At 73.7% G+C, this 19,428-nt stretch carries 13 protein-coding genes; 1 reads left to right on the top strand and 12 read right to left on the bottom strand.

From position 1 onward, the window contains the following. Positions 1–33: 33 nt before the first annotated feature. Positions 34–951 (top strand): slipin family protein, encoded by a 918-nt coding sequence (locus ABTZ91_RS31195; RefSeq protein WP_352080586.1) that lies wholly within the window; start codon positions 34–36, stop codon positions 949–951. A 727-nt stretch (positions 952–1,678) separates the two neighbouring features. Here ABTZ91_RS31195 and ABTZ91_RS31190 read toward each other — a convergent pair. The 12 genes from ABTZ91_RS31190 to ABTZ91_RS31135 all read right to left on the bottom strand — a co-directional run. Further along, positions 1,679–3,379 (bottom strand): proline--tRNA ligase, encoded by a 1,701-nt coding sequence (locus tag ABTZ91_RS31190; RefSeq protein ID WP_352080585.1) that lies wholly within the window; start codon positions 3,377–3,379, stop codon positions 1,679–1,681. Between the two features lie 71 nt (positions 3,380–3,450). Continuing rightward, positions 3,451–4,032: a GNAT family N-acetyltransferase gene (locus ABTZ91_RS31185; RefSeq protein ID WP_352080584.1), complete on the bottom strand. Its 582-nt coding sequence runs from the start codon at positions 4,030–4,032 to the stop codon at positions 3,451–3,453. A 21-nt stretch (positions 4,033–4,053) separates the two neighbouring features. Then, positions 4,054–4,899, bottom strand: a complete 846-nt coding sequence (locus ABTZ91_RS31180; protein ID WP_352080583.1) for a GNAT family N-acetyltransferase — start codon at positions 4,897–4,899, stop codon at positions 4,054–4,056. A gap of 202 nt (positions 4,900–5,101) precedes the next feature. Next, positions 5,102–6,259 (bottom strand): flavodoxin-dependent (E)-4-hydroxy-3-methylbut-2-enyl-diphosphate synthase, encoded by a 1,158-nt coding sequence (gene ispG, locus ABTZ91_RS31175; protein WP_345485275.1) that lies wholly within the window; start codon positions 6,257–6,259, stop codon positions 5,102–5,104. A gap of 103 nt (positions 6,260–6,362) precedes the next feature. Beyond that, positions 6,363–7,667 (bottom strand): site-2 protease family protein, encoded by a 1,305-nt coding sequence (locus ABTZ91_RS31170; protein WP_352080582.1) that lies wholly within the window; start codon positions 7,665–7,667, stop codon positions 6,363–6,365. Continuing rightward, on the bottom strand, positions 7,664–8,914 hold the full coding sequence (gene dxr, locus ABTZ91_RS31165) for a 1-deoxy-D-xylulose-5-phosphate reductoisomerase (RefSeq protein ID WP_352080581.1): 1,251 nt from the start codon (positions 8,912–8,914) through the stop codon (positions 7,664–7,666). The genes ABTZ91_RS31170 and dxr overlap by 4 nt, the downstream gene beginning before the upstream one ends. 84 nt (positions 8,915–8,998) lie before the next feature. After that, on the bottom strand, positions 8,999–10,246 hold the full coding sequence (gene aroA, locus ABTZ91_RS31160) for a 3-phosphoshikimate 1-carboxyvinyltransferase (RefSeq protein WP_352080580.1): 1,248 nt from the start codon (positions 10,244–10,246) through the stop codon (positions 8,999–9,001). A gap of 236 nt (positions 10,247–10,482) precedes the next feature. Beyond that, the gene (locus ABTZ91_RS31155) at positions 10,483–12,408 is read right to left on the bottom strand and encodes an acyl-CoA dehydrogenase family protein (RefSeq protein ID WP_352080579.1); all 1,926 of its coding nucleotides are present in this window, start codon (positions 12,406–12,408) and stop codon (positions 10,483–10,485) included. Between the two features lie 165 nt (positions 12,409–12,573). Further along, positions 12,574–14,019, bottom strand: a complete 1,446-nt coding sequence (locus ABTZ91_RS31150) for an aldehyde dehydrogenase family protein (RefSeq protein WP_352080578.1) — start codon at positions 14,017–14,019, stop codon at positions 12,574–12,576. A 117-nt stretch (positions 14,020–14,136) separates the two neighbouring features. After that, positions 14,137–15,171 (bottom strand): EamA family transporter, encoded by a 1,035-nt coding sequence (locus tag ABTZ91_RS31145; protein WP_352080577.1) that lies wholly within the window; start codon positions 15,169–15,171, stop codon positions 14,137–14,139. Positions 15,172–15,256: 85 nt separating this feature from the next. After that, complete coding sequence (locus ABTZ91_RS31140; protein WP_352080576.1) at positions 15,257–16,852, bottom strand: PucR family transcriptional regulator; 1,596 nt, start codon at positions 16,850–16,852, stop codon at positions 15,257–15,259. A 163-nt stretch (positions 16,853–17,015) separates the two neighbouring features. Beyond that, a partial coding sequence (locus tag ABTZ91_RS31135) for an ATP/GTP-binding protein (protein ID WP_407078066.1) occupies positions 17,016–19,428 on the bottom strand: 2,413 nt, incomplete at its 5' end.

Genomic DNA, 19,428 nt, shown 5'->3' with positions numbered 1-19,428 from the left:
CGCTGGCTTTAACCCTTCCCCGAGGGGGCCGTGATGATCGAAGAGCTCTTGATGGCGGCCGGCGGAGCAGGTGCGGCGGCCGTGGCGTACGTGGGTGCCGCCGCGCGCGTGGTGAAGCAGTACGAACGGGGCGTGGTGTTCCGCTTCGGGCGGTTGCACGGTGACGTGCGCAAGCCCGGCTTCACGATGATCGTTCCCGGCGTGGACCGGCTGCACAAGGTGAACATGCAGATCGTCACGATGCCCGTGCCCGCGCAGGAGGGCATCACCCGGGACAACGTGACGGTGCGGGTGGACGCGGTCGTCTACTTCAAGGTGGTCGACGCGGCCGAGGCGCTGGTGCGGGTGGAGGACTACAAGTTCGCCGTCTCGCAGATGGCGCAGACCTCGCTGCGGTCGATCATCGGCAAGAGCGACCTCGACGACCTGCTGTCGAACCGGGAGAAGCTCAACCAGGGTCTGGAGCTGATGCTGGACTCTCCGGCGATCGGCTGGGGCGTGCAGATCGACCGGGTCGAGATCAAGGACGTCTCGCTGCCGGAGACGATGAAGCGGTCGATGGCCCGGCAGGCGGAGGCGGACCGGGAGCGTCGGGCGCGGCTGATCAACGCGGACGCGGAGCTGCAGGCGTCGAAGAAGCTGGCGGAGGCGGCGCACCAGATGGCGGACGCGCCGTCCGCGCTGCAGCTGCGGCTGCTGCAGACGGTGATGGCGGTCGCCGCCGAGAAGAACTCGACGCTGGTCCTGCCGATCCCGGTGGAGCTGCTGCGCTTCCTGGAACGTGCGGCACCCACCGGGCCGGGATCGGGGCAGCACCACCTGTACCACGAGCCCACGGTGCCGCCGCGCAGCGACGCGTACGGGGCGGGGCGGGCGGCGGCCCAGGACGCGATCGAGGACCTGACGGGCACCTCGGTGGAACCGGCGCCGCACGAGGACGGCGGCGGCTGAGGGGTCCCTGGCGGGACGGGAGCGGGGGCTTGTGCGGGGCGCCCGGGTGCGCGCACCCCTGCGGGTCCTGGCTGCCGCCCGTGGAGCCCCGTGGCCGGACGCCTTGCGGGCCCAGGGCCCGCTGTTCCGGGCTTGCGGCACCGTTTCGGGCCGCCGCCCCGCCCCGTCCGGGCCTTGCCCCCGGCCACGTGCGGGGCCGTCGCCCCACTCCGTTGTGGGCATTCGTTCCTCCCCCAGACTTCGTCCGGGGGTAGCTCCAGGCGGAACGGGTGGGCACCACGGAACGGCGCCCCTTGCCGGGCTAGGCTCCCTGCGCCTTGACCCGCACCACTGGTGCGGCTCACTCGTGGTGCGGGCAGGTGCAGGTGCGGAACGCGCCGCATGGGCGCCGTCCCGTGTGCCCACCCGTCCCGCCCCAGCGGGACGATTGCCCACACGGGCGTGGGCGAAGGCCCTTGCAACGGGCGCGCCCCGCGCCGGGGCGGGGGGCGCCGCACCGGTAAGGCCGGCACCGGTGGGCGGCGGAGGGCCCGCAGCCTCGACACGGGCCCGGCGCTGCGGGTGGGCACCGCACCCGTGGCGAGCGGAGCGCCCGCAGCACCGCACAGGGCCCGGCGCTGCGGGGGCACCGCACCGGTGGGGCGGGTAGCCGGTGGGCACCGCACCGGTGGGGGCGGAGGGTCCGTAGGCCGACCTCCCCGGCACCGTGCACGGGGCCCGTGCGTCGTCAGGCGCTGAGGCGGGCGATCGCCTCGTCGACCGTCAGTTCCTCGCGCTCGCCCGTGCGGCGGTCCTTCAGTTCCAGGACGCCCTCGGCCGCCCGGCGGCCCGCGACGAGGATCTTGGGGACGCCGATGAGTTCGGAGTCGGTGAACTTGACGCCCGGGGAGACGCCGGCGCGGTCGTCGACGAGGACGCGGAGGCCGGCGGCGGAGAGCTTGTCGGAGACGTCGAGGGCCAGCTCGGTCTGGAGGGCCTTGCCGGCGGCGACGACGTGGACGTCGGCGGGGGCCACCTCGGCGGGCCAGCACAGGCCCTTGTCGTCGGCGGTCTGCTCGGCGAGCGCGGCGACGGCGCGGGAGACGCCGATGCCGTACGAGCCCATGGTGACGCGGACCGGCTTGCCGTTCTGGCCGAGGACGTCGAGCTTGAGCGCGTCGGCGTACTTGCGGCCGAGCTGGAAGATGTGACCGATCTCGATGGCGCGGTCCAGCTTCAGGCCGGTGCCGCACTTCGGGCAGGGGTCGCCCTCCTCGACGACGACGACGTCGACGTACTCCTCGACCTCGAAGTCACGTCCGGCGACGACGTTCTTCGCGTGCATGCCCTCCTTGTTGGCGCCGGTGATCCACGCGGTGCCGGGCGCGACGCGCGGGTCGGCGACGTACTTCACCTTGTCGAGGCCCTGCGGGCCGACGTAGCCGCGGACGAGGTCACGGCGCTCGGCGAAGTCCGTCTCGGTGACCATCTCGACGGTCGCGGGCGCGAAGTGCGCCTCGACCTTGCCCAGGTCGACCTCGCGGTCACCGGGCACGCCCACGGCGACGATCTCGCCGTCGACCTTCACGAGGAGGTTCTTGAGCGTGGCGGAGGCCGGGACGCCGAGGGAGGCGGCGAGGGTCTCGATGGTGGGGGTGTCCGGGGTGGGGATGTCCTCGGCGGCGGGCACACCGGCGGCGTCCACCGGCTTCAGCTCGTAGGCGATGGCCTCGGTGTTGGCGGCGAAGTCGCAGTTCGGGCAGTCGGCGAAGGTGTCCTCGCCGGCCTCGGCCGGGGCGAGGAACTCCTCGGACTTCGAGCCGCCCATCGCGCCCGCGGTGGCGGCGCAGATGCGGTAGTCGAGGCCGAGGCGCTCGAAGACGCGCTGGTAGGCCTCGCGGTGCAGGGCGTAGGAGTGGGCGAGGCCCTCGTCCTCCAGGTCGAAGGAGTACGAGTCCTTCATGAGGAACTCGCGCCCGCGCAGGATGCCGGCGCGGGGGCGGGCCTCGTCGCGGAACTTCGTCTGGATCTGGTAGAGGATCACCGGCAGGTCCTTGTAGGACGAGCACTGGTCCTTCACCAGCAGGGTGAAGATCTCCTCGTGGGTGGGGCCGAGGAGGTAGTCGCCGCCCTTGCGGTCCTTCAGGCGGAACAGCTCGGCGCCGTACTCGTCCCAGCGGCCGGTCGCCTCGTAGGGCTCGCGGGGCAGCAGCGCCGGGAGGGAGACCTCCTGGGCGCCGATGGCGTCCATCTCCTCGCGGACGATCCGCTCGACGTTGGCGAGGACCTTCTTGCCCAGCGGCAGCCAGCTCCAGATGCCGGCGGCGGTGCGGCGGACGTAGCCGGCGCGGACGAGGAGCTTGTGGCTGAGGACCTCGGCGTCGGCCGGGTCGTCGCGCAGCGTCTTCGCCATCAACTGGGACATGCGCTGGACCGGTGCGTTGGCCATGGTTCTCGTACTCCTGCCGGATGTTTAGGTGATGGCTAGGAGGTTAGCCGGGCGGGCCCGGGACGGTGAAATCAGTTCCGTGTGCCGTGCGCGCGCTTCAGCGGCAGCGGAGCGCCCATCACCGCGTACGGGCGGGGCGCGCTCGGGAAGTGGACGCGGCGGGCGAGGTCGGTGTAGCCGAGCGAGCGGTACAGGCCGCGGGCGGGGCTCTCGGTGTCGATGGCGGACAGGATCGACTTCGGGAGGTCGGAGCCGTCGGTGATCGTGGTGATCAGCGCGCGGCCCACTCCCCTGCCCTGGTAGTCGGGGTGGACGTGGAGCTCGGTGATGACGAAGGCGTCGTGGAGCCAGGCGGCGTTGCCCTCCGAGCGGAGGTACGGCTCGACGATGGTGGACCACCAGTGGGTGCGGTCGTTGGGCATCCCGTAGACGAAGCCGACGAGCCGGTCGTCGGGGGTCGTCGCGGCGTAGGCGCGGGCGCCGGGGCTGAGCAGGTGGCGCAGGACGATGTGGCGGCGTACGGCGACCTCGGTCTCGTCGAGTCCGAAGGCGACGGCCTGTACGGCGAGGGCCTCGTCGACCCGTGCGGCGAGATCGACCGGCGCGATCGCGACCTCGGTGTCGTTCCCGCGCTCATCCATGCGCTCATCCATGCGCCGCACCCTACAAGCCGGTCAGAACAGCACGCTCATGAAGGCGCCGACCTCCTGGAAGCCGACCCTGCGGTAGGCGGCGCGGGCGGGGGTGTTGTAGTCGTTGACGTAGAGGCTGACGACCGGGGCGATGTCGGTGAGCGCGTACTGGAGGACGGCGGCCATGCCGGTCTCGGACAGGCCCTTGCCGCGGTGTTCGGGGGCGACCCAGACGCCCTGGATCTGGCAGGCCTGGCGGGTGGCGGCGCCGATCTCGGCCTTGAAGACGACCTTGCCGTCCTCGATGCGGGCGAAGGAGCGGCCGGCTCCGACGAGTTCGGCGACGCGGGCCTGGTAGAGCAGTCCGCCGTCGCCGGCCATCGGGGAGATGCCGACCTCCTCGGTGAACATGGCGACGCAGGCGGGCATGATCACGTCCATCTCGTCCTTGCGGACCCGGCGGACGAGCGGGTCGGGCGGGACGGTGGCGGACGGTTCCTCGGCGATCATCAGGGGCTGGTGGGCGCGGACGTCGCGGGCGGGGCCCCAGCTGGGTTCGAGGAGGCTCCAGAGCCGGGCGGTGGGTTCGGCGGGGCCGACGATGGAGGAGCAGCGGCGGCCGACCCGGCGGGCCCGGTCGGCGAAGGCGCGGACGGCTTCGGGGCCGGCGCAGATGGGGACGAGGTTGGCGCCGGAGTAGCACAGGGAGCGCAGTTGTCCGTCGGCGTACCAGCCCCACATCTCGCCGCCGAGGCGCCAGGGGTCGAGGCCGGCGATCTGGACGCGGGCGGTGACGAAGGCGTTCTCGACGGGGGCGCTGTCCAGGACGGCGAGCGCGGCGCCGAGGTCGGCGGGTTCGAGGACCCGCGTCGATGATTGCGTCAACACGTGGGGCCTCACCGTACGGTTCTGCTGGTCTTGGCACTTTACCGCCCCTTCCCGCCGGCGGGGAGGTGTGAAAGAAGCCCCTCCCGTGGCGGGAGGGGCTTGTTTCGGTACGGAGGGCCGGCCGAGGACCGTACGGAGGATCGTGCCGAGGGGCCGGAGGGCCGGCCGGGGGACCGTGCCGGTGGGCCGGAGAGTCAGCCGGTCAGCCGGCGACGGCGACGGTCGGCTCGCCGGAGGCGACGCCGTCCTTCTCCATCTGGTCGGCGATCTTGAGGGCTTCCTCGATGAGGGTCTCGACGATCTTCGACTCGGGGACGGTCTTGATGACCTCGCCCTTGACGAAGATCTGGCCCTTGCCGTTGCCGGAGGCGACGCCGAGGTCGGCCTCGCGGGCCTCGCCGGGGCCGTTGACGACGCAGCCCATGACGGCGACGCGCAGCGGGACGGTCATGCCGTCGAGGCCGGCGGTGACCTCCTCGGCCAGCTTGTAGACGTCGACCTGGGCGCGGCCGCAGGAGGGGCAGGAGACGATCTCCAGGCGGCGCTGGCGCAGGTTCAGGGACTCCAGGATCTGGATGCCGACCTTGATCTCCTCGGCCGGCGGGGCGGAGAGGGAGACCCGGATGGTGTCGCCGATGCCCTCGGCGAGCAGGGCGCCGAAGGCGACGGCGGACTTGATGGTGCCCTGGAAGGCGGGGCCGGCCTCGGTGACGCCGAGGTGCAGCGGGTAGTCGCACTGGGCGGCGAGCTGGCGGTAGGCGTTGACCATCACGACCGGGTCGTTGTGCTTGACCGAGATCTTGATGTCCTGGAAGCCGTGCTCCTCGAAGAGGGACGCCTCCCAGAGGGCCGACTCGACGAGGGCCTCGGGGGTGGCCTTGCCGTACTTCTGGAGCAGGCGGCGGTCGAGGGAGCCGGCGTTGACGCCGATGCGGATCGGGACGCCGGCGTCGCCGGCGGCCTTGGCGATCTCCTTGACCTTGTCGTCGAACTGCTTGATGTTGCCCGGGTTCACGCGGACCGCGGCGCAGCCGGCGTCGATCGCGGCGAAGACGTACTTCGGCTGGAAGTGGATGTCGGCGATGACCGGGATCTGCGACTTCTTCGCGATGATCGGCAGCGCGTCGGCGTCGTCCTGGGTGGGGCAGGCCACGCGCACGATCTGGCAGCCGGAGGCGGTGAGCTCGGCGATCTGCTGCAGCGTGGCGCCGATGTCGGAGGTGCGGGTGGTGGTCATCGACTGCACCGACACCGGGGCGTCGCCGCCGACGGCCACCGACCCGACCTGGATCTGGCGGCTCTTGCGCCGCTCGGCGAGCTTCGTCGGAACGGACGGGATACCGAGAGAGATCGCGGTCATCAGCTGTACAACCCCAAGGTGTGGTTCATCGGGCTCAGGTCTTCGAGATTACCGCCCCGCGGGCGGGCGGCCGGACACCGCACGGGTCCGGCCGCGCGGCGGGTCACGTGAGCTTCACCGGATTGACGATGTCGGCGACGAGGACGAGCAGGGTGAAGCAGACGAAGACGCCCGCCACGACGTAGGCGGCCGGCATCAGCTTGGCCACGTCGAAGGGGCCCGGGTCGGGCCGCCGGAAGATCCGGGCGGTGTGGCGGCGGATCGACTCCCACAGCGCGCCGGCGATGTGGCCGCCGTCGAGCGGGAGCAGCGGGAGCATGTTGAACAGGAACAGCGACACGTTGAACATGACCAGCAGGTTCAGGAAGAACACCAGCCTGGTCTGCGGCGGGGCCTCGATGGCCATCAGCTCACCGCTGATGCGGGCGGCGCCGACGACGCCGACCGGCGAGTCCTGCTTGCGCTCGCCGTCGCCGAAGGCGGCGTTCCACAGGTCCGGGATCTTGCCGGGCAGGGCGATGACGGACTGGACCCCGGCCTGGAGCTGGTCGGTCATCCGGTCGGCGGACTGGCCGAAGGTGAGCGGGACGACCTCGCGGCCGGACTCGAAGCCGAGGTAGCCGGCGGAGACGTACTGGAGGGGCTGGACGACGTTTCCGTCCGCGTCCTTCTTGAGGACCTTGTTCTCCAGGAGCGTGGCGTGGAGGTCGAGCTCCTGGCCGTCGCGCTGGACGGTGACGGTGGCGCGCCCGGTGGTGGCGCGGATGCGGTCGGAGAGGGTGTTCCAGTCGGAGACGCGTTCGCCGTTGAAGGCGACGATCCGGTCGCCCTTGAGCAGGCCGGCCGCCTTGGCGGGCGACGGGCGGTCGCTCGGCTTGCAGGTGTCGCGCTTCTCGCTCTGGTCGATGACGCAGCTGGTGACGCCGGCGACCTTGGTGGTCTGGGTCTCGAAGCCGATCGCCATGGCGCTGCCGAAGAACAGCAGGACGGCGAGCACCAGGTTCATGAAGGGCCCGGCGAACATGACGATGATCCGCTTCCACGGCTTGCGCGTGTAGAAGAGCCGGGACTCGTCGCCGGGCTGGAGCTCCTCGAAGGAGGCCTCGCGGGCGTCCTCGATCATGGAGCGCCAGGGGGAGGTGGAGCGGGCCTCGATCCGGCCGTCCTTGCCGGGCGGGAACATGCCGATCATGCGGATGTAGCCGCCGGCCGGGATGGCCTTGATGCCGTACTCCGTCTCGCCCTTCTTCCTCGACCAGAGGGTCGGGCCGAAGCCGACCATGTACTGCGGCACCCGGATGCCGAAGAGCTTGGCCGTGGACAGGTGGCCCAGCTCGTGCCAGGCGATGGAGACGAGGAGTCCCACCGCGAACAGCACGATGCCGAGGACGGTCAGGAGTGTGGTCATGCGCGCGCCTCCGCAATTGCCTTCGCCGCGAGTTCCCGGGCCCGGGCCCTGGCCCAGGTCTCCGCTTCCAGGACGTCCGACACCGTGAGCGAGGTTCCCCCGGCGGGGGCACCGTGCTCGGTGACGACTGCGGTGACCGTATCCATGATTCCGTTGAAGGGCAGCTTTCCGGCGAGGAAGGCGTCCACGCACTCCTCGTTGGCGGCGTTGAAGACGGCGGGGGCGGTGCCGCCGAGGGTGCCGACGTGCCGGGCCAGGTTCACCGACGGGAAGGCCTCGTCGTCGAGCGGGAAGAACTCCCAGGTGGAGGCCCGGCTCCAGTCGAAGGCGGGGGCCGCGTCCGGGACCCGCTCGGGCCAGCCGATGCCGATGGCGATGGGGCCGCGCATGTCGGGCGGGGTGGCCTGGGCGAGGGTGGAGCCGTCGGTGAACTCCACCATGGAGTGGACGTACGACTGGGGGTGGACGACGACCTCGATCCGGTCGAAGGGGATGTCGTAGAGCAGGTGGGCCTCGATGACCTCCAGGCCCTTGTTGACGAGGGTGGCGCTGTTCACCGTGATGACGGGGCCCATGGCCCAGGTGGGGTGGGCGAGGGCGTCCTCGCGGGTGACGCCCTCCAGCTCGGCCCGGGTGCGGCCGCGGAAGGGGCCGCCGGAGGCGGTGACCACCAGCTTGCGGACGTCGGCGCGGGTGCCGGCGGCGAGCGCCTGGAACAGGGCGGCGTGCTCGGAGTCGACCGGGATGATCTGACCGGGCTTGGCCAGCGCCTTCACCAGCGGGCCGCCGACGATCAGCGACTCCTTGTTGGCGAGGGCGAGCGTCCGGCCGGCCTCCAGGGCGGCGAGGGTGGGCGCCAGGCCGATGGAGCCGGTGATGCCGTTGAGGACGGTGTGGCACGGCGAGGCCGCGAGCGCTGTGGCCGCGTCGGGGCCCGCGAGAAGCTCGGGGAGCGGCTCGGAGCCGTACAGCGCCTTCAGCGCCTCGCGCAGCTCGGGCAGCGCGTCCTCGCGGGCGACGGCGACCGCGCCGACCCGCAGCCGGTGCGCCTGCTCGGCGAGCAGCTTCACCCTGCCGCCGGAGGCGGCGAGGGCGGTGACCCGGAACCGGTCGGGGTTGCGCAGGACCAGGTCGATGGCCTGGGTGCCGATGGACCCGGTGGAGCCGAGGACGACGATGTCCCGGCGGCCTTCGGAGACGTCGAAGGCGATGTGCGGGTCGGCGAGAGGAGAGGGGCGGTCGCTCATGCCCCCCATTCTTGCCGCAAAGACGGTGCGCTCTTCACACGGCCCGTCGCACCGGCGCCCTGACCGGCACCCCCGCCGGCGCCCTCACAGGTTCCGCGCGAACGCGGCGAAGGCGGTGTGGAAGTCCGGGAAGGTCTTCCGCACGCAGCCCGGGTCGTCGAAGGTGATGCCCGGGGTGCGCAGGGCGGTGACCGCGAAGGACATCACGATGCGGTGGTCGCCGCGGGTGGCGATCTCGGCGGGGCCGGCCGGGGTGCCGGGGTGGATCTCGATCCGGTCGGGGCCGGTGGCGACGGTGATGCCGAGGCGGCGCAGGTTCTCGGCGCAGGCGTCGAGCCGGTCGCACTCCTTGACCCGGGTGTTGGCGACGTCCTCGATGCGGACCGGCCCGTCGGCGAAGGGCGCGAGCGCGGCGAGGGTCGGCATCGTGTCGGAGATGTCCCGCATGTTCACGGTCAGGCCGCGCAGGGTGCCGGTGGAGCGGACGGTGGTGCCGTCGGCGTCGGTCGTGACCTCGGCGCCCATGCGGCGCAGGACGTCCGTGAAGGCGAGGTCGCCCTGGAGTGCGCCGGTGCCGAGGCCGGGGACGGTGACGGCGGCGCCGGGGGTGAGGGCGGCCGCGGCGAAGAAGTAGCTCGCGGTGGAGGCGTCCGGCTCGACGGCGTACGTGGTGGCCCGGTAGCCGGTGGGGGCGACGGTGTACGTACGTCCCTGGGGACCGTCCTCGCGGGTGACCTCGGCACCGAAGGCCCGCATCATCGCGAGGGTGATCTCCACGTACGGCTCCGAGACCAGGTCCGTGACGGTGATCGCGAGGCCCTCGGCGGTGAGCGGGCCGAGCAGCAGCAGGGCGGTGAGGTACTGGGAGGACTGGCCGGCGTCGAGCCGGATCGCGCCGCCCTTGATGCCGCGGCCGGTGACGGTGAGCGGGTGGTGGCCCTCGCGCTCGCCGTGGGTCAGCTCGACGCCCAGCTCGCGCAGGGCGGTGGTGAGCGGGCCGAGCGGGCGGCGGCGCATCTGGGCGGAGGCGTCGAAGCGGAAGGTGCCGTGGCCGGCGGCGGCGAGGGCGGGCAGGAAGCGGGCGGTGGTGGCGCCGTCCCGGCAGTACACGTCGGCCTCCCCGACGCCGGGCCCGGCGGGCCGCCCCTCGATGTGCCAGGCGTCGGGCTCCTGCCGTACGGCGTAGCCGAGGGCCTTCAGCCCTTCGGCGAAGCCCTCGGTGTCGTCGGAGCGGAGCGGCCGCAGCAGGGTGGTGGTGCCTTCGGCAGCGGCGGCGAGGAACAGGGCGCGGGCGGTGACGGACTTGGAGCCGGGGATCTGGATGACGGTCACGCCCGTCATCCTGCCGGTGGCGGCGGCGGGGGCGCGGTGCGGTCCGGAACGTGGACGGCGGGGTGGGGGCCGGTCGGGAACGACGGCCGGACGGCGGCGGGCGTACGTAAGGCGCCGTCCGGGGGCCTGGGCGGCGGCGGGCGTACGTGAGGCGCCGTCCGGGGGCCTGGGCGGCGGCGGGCGTATGTGAGGCGCCGTCCGGGGATCCGGGCGGCGCCTCATACGGCGGGAAGCGGCTACCGGATCCTGCGGTGGACGTTGTCCTTCGTCGACGGGCCGGGGGTGGTGTCGGCGATCCAGGGGCCGTCGTCGCTGGGGTCGAGGATGCCCTCCTCCAGCCAGGTGTACGCGCCGGCCAGGACACCGTCGACGACCTTGCGGTCCAGGTCGTCGGTGTTGTCCCAGAGCCGGCCGAAGAGCTCGGCGATCCGCAGCCGGGCCTGGCGGCAGAAGGCGTCCGCGAGCTGCTGGGCCTCGCGGCCGTGCTCGCCGGTGGTGCGCAGCAGTTCGGCCCGTACGCAGGCCGCGCTCATCGCGAACAGCTCGGCGCCGATGTCGACGATCCGGCCCAGGAAGGCTTGTTTGAGCTCCATCTTCCCCTGCCAGCGGGACATGGCGTAGAAGGTGGAGCGGGCGAGCTTGCGGGAGGTGCGCTCGACGTACCGCAGGTGGGTGGCGAGGTCGCCGAACTCCCCGTACGCGCCGGGCAGCTGGCCCTGGCCGGCGACGAGTTTCGGCAGCCAGCGGGCGTAGAAGCCGCCGGCCCTGGCGCCGGCCCTCGCCTTGTCGGCGAGGTCCTTGTCGGGGTCGATGATGTCGCCGGCGACGGCGAGGTGGGCGTCGACGGCCTCACGGGCGATCAGCAGGTGCATGATCTCGGTCGAGCCCTCGAAGATGCGGTTGATCCGCAGGTCGCGCAGGAGCTGTTCGGCGGGGACGGCGCGTTCGCCGCGGGCGGCGAGGGAGTCGGCGGTCTCGTAGCCGCGGCCGCCGCGGATCTGGACCAGTTCGTCGGCCATCCGCCAGGCCATCTCGGAGCCGTAGAGCTTGGCGAGGGCGGCCTCGATGCGGATGTCGTTGCGGTCCTCGTCGGCCATCTGGGAGGCGAGGTCGACGACGGCCTCCAGGGCGAAGGCGGTGGCGGCGATGAAGGAGATCTTGGTGCCGACGGCCTCGTGCCGGGCGACGGGCTTGCCCCACTGCTCGCGTTCGGCGGCCCATTCGCGGGCGATCTTCAGGCACCACTTGCCCGCGCCGGCGCAGGCGGCGGGCAGCGAGAGCCGGCCGGTGTTGAGGGTGGTGAGGGCGATCTTGAGGCCGGAGCCCTCGGGGCCGATGCGGTTGGCGGCGGGGACGCGGACCCGGTGGAAGCGGGTGACGCCGTTCTCCAGGCCGCGCAGGCCCATGAAGGCGTTGCGGTGCTCGACGGTGATGCCGGGTGAGTCGCCCTCGACGACGAAGGCGGTGATGCCGCCGCGGTGGCCTTCGGAGGCGGGGACGCGGGCCATGACGACGAGCAGGTCGGCGACGACGCCGTTGGTGGTCCACAGCTTCACGCCGTCGAGGACGTAGTCGTCGCCGTCGGGGACGGCGGTGGTGGCGAGCCGGGCCGGGTCGGAGCCGACGTCGGGCTCGGTGAGCAGGAAGGCGGAGATGTCGCTGCGGGCGAGCCGGGGCAGGAAGGCGTCCTTCTGCTCCTGGGTGCCGAAGAGCTTCAGCGGCTGCGGTACGCCGATCGACTGGTGGGCGGAGAGCAGCGCGCCGAGCGCGGGGCTGACCGAGCCGACGAGGGCGAGGGCGCGGTTGTAGTACAGCTGGGTGAGGCCGAGACCGCCGTACTTGGGGTCGATCTTCATGCCGAGCGCGCCGAGCTCCTTCAGGCCCCGCACGGTCTCGTCGGGGATGCGGGCCTCGCGTTCGATGCGGGCGCCGTCGACGCGGGTCTCGCAGAAGGCGCGCAGCTTGGCGAGGAAGGCCTCGCCGCGCCGGACGTCCTCGTCGGCGGGGAGCGGGTGCGGATGGATGAGGTCGAGGCGGAAGCGGCCGAGGAAGAGCTCCTTGGCGAAGCTGGGTTTGTGCCAGTCCTGCTGTCGGGCTGCCTCGGCGACCTGCCGGGCCTCGCGTTCGGTGACCTTGGGCGGCCGCTGGGTGGGTGCGGACATGAGGGGCTCACCTCGCCGCTCGTCGGGGGGCCATGTGGCTATGTCCGTCGTACCCGATATCCACGGGTTCGGAAAGACGGCGGGGGCGGGGAGGCGGGCACGCAGGACGGCCGGAGCCCCCGCACAGTGGGCTCCGGCCGTCGGTCTGTGATGCGTACGTACGGGTTACAGCGCGAGGCCCGTGAGGACCAGGACCCGCTCGTACGTGTAGTCGTCCATGGCGTACTTGACGCCCTCGCGGCCGACGCCGGAGCGCTTGGCGCCGCCGTACGGCATCTGGTCGGCGCGGTAGGACGGGACGTCGCCGATGATCACGCCGCCGACCTCGAGGGCGCGGTGGGCGCGGAAGGCGGCCTGGAGGTCGTGGGTGAAGACACCGGCCTGGAGGCCGAAGTCGGAGTCGTTGACCGCGGCGAAGGCCTCGGCCTCGCCGTCGACCTTGGCGACGGTCAGGACCGGGCCGAAGACCTCGGCGCGGGCCAGGGTGACGTCGGCGGGGAGGTCGGTGAGGACGGTCGGGGCGTAGGTCGCGCCCTCGCGCTTGCCGCCGGCGAGCAGCTTGGCGCCGGCCGCGACGGCCTCGTCCACCCAGGCCTCGACGCGCTTGGCGGCGTTCTCGTCGACGAGCGGGCCGACGTCGGTGGCGTCGTCCGCGGGGTCGCCGGTGACCTGGGCCTCGACGGCGGCGACGATCTTCGGCAGCAGGCGGTCGTAGACGGAGGCGTCCGCGATCACGCGCTGCACGGAGATGCAGGACTGGCCGCCCTGGTAGTTGGAGAAGGTGGCGATGCGGGTCGCCGCCCAGTCCAGGTCGGCCTCGGAGGACCAGTCGGGCAGGACGACGGCGGCGGCGTTGCCGCCGAGCTCCAGGGTGCAGTGCTTGTGCGGCACGGACTCCTGGATGGCGTAGCCGACCGTGTCGGAGCCGGTGAAGGAGATGACCGGGAGGCGCTCGTCCTGGACCAGGGCGGGCATGCGGTCGTTCGGCACGGTCAGGATCGACCAGGAGCCGGCCGGCAGGTCGGTCTCGGCCAGGATCTCGCCCAGGATCAGGGAGGAGATCGGGGTGGACGGGGCCGGCTTGAGGATGATCGGGGCGCCGACGGCGATGGCCGGGGCGACCTTGTGGGCGCTGAGGTTCAGCGGGAAGTTGAACGGCGCGATGCCGAGCACGACGCCCTTGGGGATGCGGCGGGTGAGCGCGAGGCGGCCCACGCCGCCGGCCTCGGTGTCGAGGCGCTGGGCCTCGCCGCCGTTGAAGCGGCGGGCCTCCTCGGCGGCGAAACGGAACACGGACACGGCACGGCCGACCTCGCCGCGGGCCCACTTGATGGGCTTGCCGTTCTCGGCGGAGATCAGCTGGGCGATCTCCTCGGTGCGCTCGGCGAGCCGCTTCGACACGTGGTCGAGGGCGGCGGCGCGGACGTGCGCCGGGGTGGCGGCGAACTCGTCGACGACGGCGTGGGCGGCGGCGACGGCCTCCTCGACCTGGGCCTCGGTGGGCACGCTGACCTTGCCGACCAGACGTCCGTCGTACGAGTTCGTGACGTCGAAGGTGGCCTCGCCGGTGGCCTCGCGGCCGGCGAGCCAGAAGGCGTGGGTGGTCGTCATTGCGTACCGGCCCTTTCCGTTTCGGGGGTGGTGCGAGGGGGTGTTCTCGCGCTCTCGTGCCACGTTAGGGCGAAGCGGGCGAAGGGGCGCTTGTCCGTGATGGAGTGGTGGGGCGTTTCATCTGTCCGCTTTGGCCGAAGGGACGGGCGCCATGGGGCGCGGGGGCCGGTCGTCACCAGGCGCGGTACGCCGACTGGACGGAGATCCGCGCCGCTCGGTCGAGACGATGAGGCACACCCCGGCGACCACGACGGCGCCGCCGAGCACGATCGGCCACGACAGGGCCTCGTTCAGGATCAGCGCGCCGAGGGCGACGGCGACGACCGGGTTGACGTACGCGTAGGTGGCGACGAGCGAGAGCGGGGCGGCCTGGAGGAGCCAGGCGTACGCGGTGAAGGCGATCAGCGAGCCGAAGACGATCAGGTAGCCGAGGGCGGCCCAGGAGCGGCCGGAGACGGCCGACAGGTCCAGGCCGTGCTGCTCGCCGCGGACCAGGCCGACGCCGAGGCAGCCGATGCCGCCGGCGACCATCTCGTACGCGCTGGCGGTGAAGGGGTTGGCGGGCATCGGGATCCGCGAGGAGGCGAACGACCCGACCGACCACAGCAGCGTCCCGACGATCACGAGGACCACCCCGCCGGCCTTCACGTCCCCGCTGAACCCCGGCAGCGTGAGCACGGCGAGCCCCGCGAGGCCGAGCAGCACGCCGACGAGACCGCCCGCGCTCGGCCGTTCGCCGAAGCCCGCCTTGAGCAGCACCACCCAGGCCGGGACGACCGCGATCAGGAGCGCGGCGAGCCCGGACGGCACGGAGGTCTCGGCGAGGACGACGAGCCCGTTGCCGCCGAGGAGCAGCAGCAGGCCGACGACCGCGGCGGAGGCGAGCTGCCGCGGGCTCACCTTGAGCGCGGCGGGCCCCTGCCGCCAGGCGATGATCCCGGCGAGCAGCAGACCGGCGGTGACGAACCGGGCGCTCGCCGAGAGGAACGGCGGCATGGTCTCCACGACGACCCGGATCCCGAGGTACGTCGATCCCCACACGACGTACACGATCCCGAGGGCCACCCACACGGCGACGGGGACGCGGCGGGCTGCTGGGGCGGGGGAGGGAGGCTGGGCGTCGGCTGCCGAATCGACGGCGGGGGTTGTCATGCTCAGGAGACTAGGCAGCGGGCGGCGCGGAATCCAAGAATTTTGCCCGGGATCGGGCAGGGGGAGCTCGAATTCGAGGGCGGCGCTACTCCGAACCGGGTCCCCCGCCCGCCGGCGTCCCGTCGCCCCGGGTCTTGAGGGCCAGCCAGAGCTCCATGCGGACGTCGGGGTCGTCGAGGGAGCGGCCCAGGATCTCCTCCACCCGGCGCATGCGGTAGCGCAGGGTGTGGCGGTGGACGCCCAGGTCGGCCGCGGCCGCGTCCCACTGGCCGTGCCGCGAGAGCCAGGCGCGCAAGGAGGCCACCAGGTCGCCGCGGCCGGTGGCGTCGTGGTCGTAGAGGGCGCGCAGCAGTCCGTCGGCGAAGGCGCGGACGGCGTCGTCGGCGAGGAGCGGCAGCACGGAGCCGGCCGCCAGCTCCTCGTGCTCGACGAGCGCCCGGCCGCGCCTGCGGGCGACGGACAGCGACTGTTCGGCCTGCTTGTAGGCGGCGGCCGCCGCGATCAGTCCGGTCGGGGCGGACAGCCCCACGACCAGGCCGGCCTCCTCCGCCTCCCGCGTCGCGTACCCCGCGCACGCCGCGACCACCGCTCCCCCGTCCCCGGCGAGGACCACCAGCCGCTCCGCGCCCTCGGGGCCCTCCGGCACGGTCAGGACGGACTCGCCCGCCCGGGCGGCGGCCGCCTCCAGGGTCTCGGCGAGCACCGCGAGCGGCGCCTCGCCGCCCTCCTTCGCCTCGCCGCCGGGCACGGGCTCGGCGATCAGCAGCCGGAACGGCGCGTCGAGCAGCCCCCCGTACAGGCCGCCGGCCACCGCGCGGGCGTGGTCGGGCTGCCCGGCGAGCAGCATCCGCAGCACCGCCGCGCCGAGCCGCTGCTCGGCGGCCTGGAGGGAGCGGGAGCGTTCCGTCGTGAGGGTCAGCAGGGCGACGGCGGAGTGCACGGCGTACCGCTCGGCCGTGCCCAGCGGCGCCCCGGTGCCGACGGCGAGCGCGCCGCGCACCCGTCGGCCGGTGCCGAGGGACTGCAGCTCCACCCGGTCGTCGGTGCCGCCGACGACGGCACTGGCGGGCGCGGGCCGTTCCCGGAGCCGTTCCACGTCGGCGGTGAGCCGGGCGGCCCGGCGCGCCGCCCATTCGGGCGAGACGGCGAGGACGCTGCCGGAGGTGTCGTAGAGCGCGGCCCAGCCGTCGACATGCGCGGCGAGCCGGGCGACGACGGCGTTCGGGCCTTCGGCGAGCGCGGCCCTGGTCAGTTCGCGCTGCGCCTCGAAGCCGGCGGTCACGGCCCGGTACTGGTCGGCGGCGATGGCCGCGGACACGGCCTTGCTGATGGCGAGGAACGGGGTGCGCCGGGGCACTTCGAGCAGCGGCAGGTGCTCCTCGCGGGCCGCGTCGAGCAGCGCCGCCGGGATGGTCTCGTAGTTGACGCCGACGGCGAAGCCGAGCCCGACGACACCGGCGCCGAGCAGCCGCCGCACATAGCGCCGCATCGCCTCGGGGTCCTCGGCGTCGAGGGTCAGCGCGGTGGTGAGCAGCAGCTCGCCGCCCTCCATGTACGGGACGGGGTCGGCGAGCTCGCTGACGTGCGCCCAGCGCACGGGGGTGTCGAGGCGGTCCTCACCGGCGCGGACGGTGAGTTTGAGCGCCGAGTGCTGGACGAGCGAGGCGAGGGTGGGCGGCATGGGGAACCGTCGGACCTTAAGGGGGGAGGGAGTGCGCGTGGGGGATGGGGAGGCGCGCACCGCCCGACGGGCGGCGCGCCCCCGATTGTGCCAGTCCCTTCCCGGGCCCGCCCCCAGCCTCGCAGGCCGAGGGCCCCCTCGGCCTCGCGGGCCGCCGGGACCCTCAAGGGGTGTCGCGCAGGTCGACCAGGAGGGGCGGGGTGTGTTCGCCCCGTACGTGGGTGAGGGAGAGGACCGCGTGGCCGGGCGGGACGGCGTGGGCGAGGTCGGAGGCGGACCAGCGTTCGCGCTCGACCTCGCGGACGGTCACGGCGTCGGTGGTGACGGCCCGGCCGGTGACGAGCCTGCGCAGGGTGTGCATGAGCCGGGTGAGGGGTTCGTCGGCGAGCACGGTCCGGCTGGTGACGTCCCGGGTCTCCACCCATTCGGTGCCCCAGGTCTCGGCGAACCGCTTGCCGTCCCACATGGTGACCCCGGCGAGGGCGACCCGGCAGCCGACCGCGCCGAGCAGCGGCGTGCGCAGGTGCTCGGGCACGTCGTCGAGGCCGCGCAGCCCGAGGACGACGCCGGCGTGGGCGGAGCGCAGGCGCTGCAGTCCGCGGACGGTCCCGGCGGTCAGGGTGTGGGCGGCGTCGTCGAGGACCAGGCAGGCGAAGCGCGACCGGTCGGTGCGGGTGACCGCGCGGGCGAGGAACTGGGCGAGCACGAGCCGGGCGAGGAACCGCGAGGCGTCGGGGTGGCCGGTCTCGGGCAGGTCGATCCGTACGCGTACGGGGTGTTCCAGGGCGCGCATGGTGAACGGCCCGCCGCCGGAGGCGCCGCGTGTGGTGTCGAAGAACCCGGCGAAGGCGGGCCGGTCGAGCAGGGCGATCCGGTCGGCGAGGGCGGGGGCGGGGTCGCCGGGCGTGCCGTGCTGGCGTTCCCGTGCGTCGAGCTCGCGGACGAGGGAGGCCCTGCCGTCCCGCTCCAGGGCGGCGCGCAGGGCCTGGCGGGGCGCGGGGGCGCCGTCGAGGAGCTCGCGGAGCTCGGGAACAGTGGGGAAGCGGCCGTGGACGGCGTGGAACGGGCCGAGGAGCTGGGCGAGCGCGGTCGCGGCCCGCCGGGCGTCGGTGGTGCCGGGGACGCCGTGGGCGTCGTCGGCGAGCGCGTCGGCGAGGAGGGTGGCGGCCTGGTCGGGGTCGCCGGTCCCGCCGTAGAGGTCGAGGTCGTGCGGCGAGGCCGGGTCGCCGACGCGGATGACGACGTCGTACGCCTCGTCGGGGCCGAGCGGTGCCCCGGCGGAGCCGACCACGACGACGGCGGCCTGTCCGGCGAGCGCCTGGAGGGCCAGGGACTCGACGACGGGGCGGAGCAGCCGGGTGGTCTTGCCGCTGCCGGAGGGGCCGACGACCAGCATCGAGGTGCCGAGGACGGCCGGGTCGACGGCGAGGCCGGTGCCGCGGCGGGGGTACGGGTTGCGGGGCACGTCGGCGACGGTGCCGAGCCGGACCTGGCGGAGGGTGAGGTCGTGGGCCGCCGTCCGGCCGGGCAGCAGCCGGGCGCCCGAGGGGTGGGCGAAGGCGGCGGCGCCGTGGGCGCGGACCTCGCGCAGGAAGGCGGCCTGCCGGTCGGCCGTGGTGCGGGCGGTCTCCCAGGCGGCGCGGATCCGGGTGTGGTCGACGTCGTTCATGCGGCCGGCGGCGGCCTCGGCGGCGAGCCGGTCGGCGGCCTCGCCGAGCCCGGCGGCCCGCAGCTCGGGCCAGTCGGCGGGGTCGGGCGCGGCCGGGTCGGTGAGCGGCGCGGCGACGGCCGGGCCGGCGGGGCGGGCGGTGCGGCGCAGGGCGAGCCAGACGAAGGGCAGGGCGGCGGCGACCGTCATCCACAGGTCGGCCGTCTCGACCATGTGCTGGTTGGCGTACGCGGCGGTGGGGGTGCCCCGCTCGTACGGCAGCAGCGCGTAGACGACGCCCTTGACCGGGATCCAGCCGCCGCGGACGAGGGCGACGGTGACGACTCCGGCGACGGCGGCGAGGACGGCCTGGGCGGCGGGCCCGCGTTCGGCGGTCAGCCGCCGCCAGGCGTACGGCCAGCGGCCGAAGCGGCCGAGCCCGTAGAAGACGCCTGTGAAGAGGACGAGCTCGTAGACGGCGAGGGCGAGGACACCGCCGGTGCCGGGCTGCGGGCCGCCGTCGAGCGGGTGCCACCAGTCGTCGGGGGTGAAGAGTTTGAGGGGGACGCTCCAGTACGGGATGTAGCCGTTGCGGAGCAGGGACCACAGCAGGACGCCGGCGAGGAAGGAGATGACCGCCCCGGACAGCACCGACCGCAGCGGCGTCTGTGCTTCCTCCCGCTCGGGCCGCGGCACGTGCCCGTACCGCCACACCCCGGGCCCGGCGTCCGGCCGGGGCACCCGCAGCCACTCGACGAGGCCGGTACCACCGGCGGCCCCGGCCTGCGGGGCGACGGGCGCGGGCTGCGGCCCGGCCGGCGGCAGGGCGGGAGGCGCGGGCCGCCGCTCGCCACGGGCGGCCTCGCCGGATCCGTCGGCGGGCCCGCCGGCACCGGGCGCCGGCACCACGGGCGCCACGCCGTGCGCG

Source organism: Streptomyces sp. NPDC126499, assembly GCF_040302485.1.
Classification (GTDB): Bacteria; Actinomycetota; Actinomycetes; order Streptomycetales; family Streptomycetaceae; genus Streptomyces.
This window is presented reverse-complemented; position numbering and strand designations above follow the sequence as displayed.

Excerpts from the sequence above, each read along its gene's own strand:
- ABTZ91_RS31170 (WP_352080582.1), bottom strand. The coding sequence starts at position 7,667 with ATGACCACACTCCTGACCGTCCTCGGCATCGTGCTGTTCGCGGTGGGA.
- ABTZ91_RS31150 (WP_352080578.1), bottom strand. The coding sequence starts at position 14,019 with ATGACGACCACCCACGCCTTCTGGCTCGCCGGCCGCGAGGCCACCGGC.
- ABTZ91_RS31155 (WP_352080579.1), bottom strand. The coding sequence starts at position 12,408 with ATGTCCGCACCCACCCAGCGGCCGCCCAAGGTCACCGAACGCGAGGCC.
- ABTZ91_RS31190 (WP_352080585.1), bottom strand. The coding sequence starts at position 3,379 with ATGGCCAACGCACCGGTCCAGCGCATGTCCCAGTTGATGGCGAAGACG.
- dxr (WP_352080581.1), bottom strand. The coding sequence starts at position 8,914 with ATGAGCGACCGCCCCTCTCCTCTCGCCGACCCGCACATCGCCTTCGAC.
- ABTZ91_RS31195 (WP_352080586.1), top strand. The coding sequence starts at position 34 with ATGATCGAAGAGCTCTTGATGGCGGCCGGCGGAGCAGGTGCGGCGGCC.
- ABTZ91_RS31185 (WP_352080584.1), bottom strand. The coding sequence starts at position 4,032 with ATGGATGAGCGCATGGATGAGCGCGGGAACGACACCGAGGTCGCGATC.
- ispG (WP_345485275.1), bottom strand. The coding sequence starts at position 6,259 with ATGACCGCGATCTCTCTCGGTATCCCGTCCGTTCCGACGAAGCTCGCC.
- ABTZ91_RS31140 (WP_352080576.1), bottom strand. The coding sequence starts at position 16,852 with ATGCCGCCCACCCTCGCCTCGCTCGTCCAGCACTCGGCGCTCAAACTC.
- ABTZ91_RS31145 (WP_352080577.1), bottom strand. The coding sequence starts at position 15,171 with ATGACAACCCCCGCCGTCGATTCGGCAGCCGACGCCCAGCCTCCCTCC.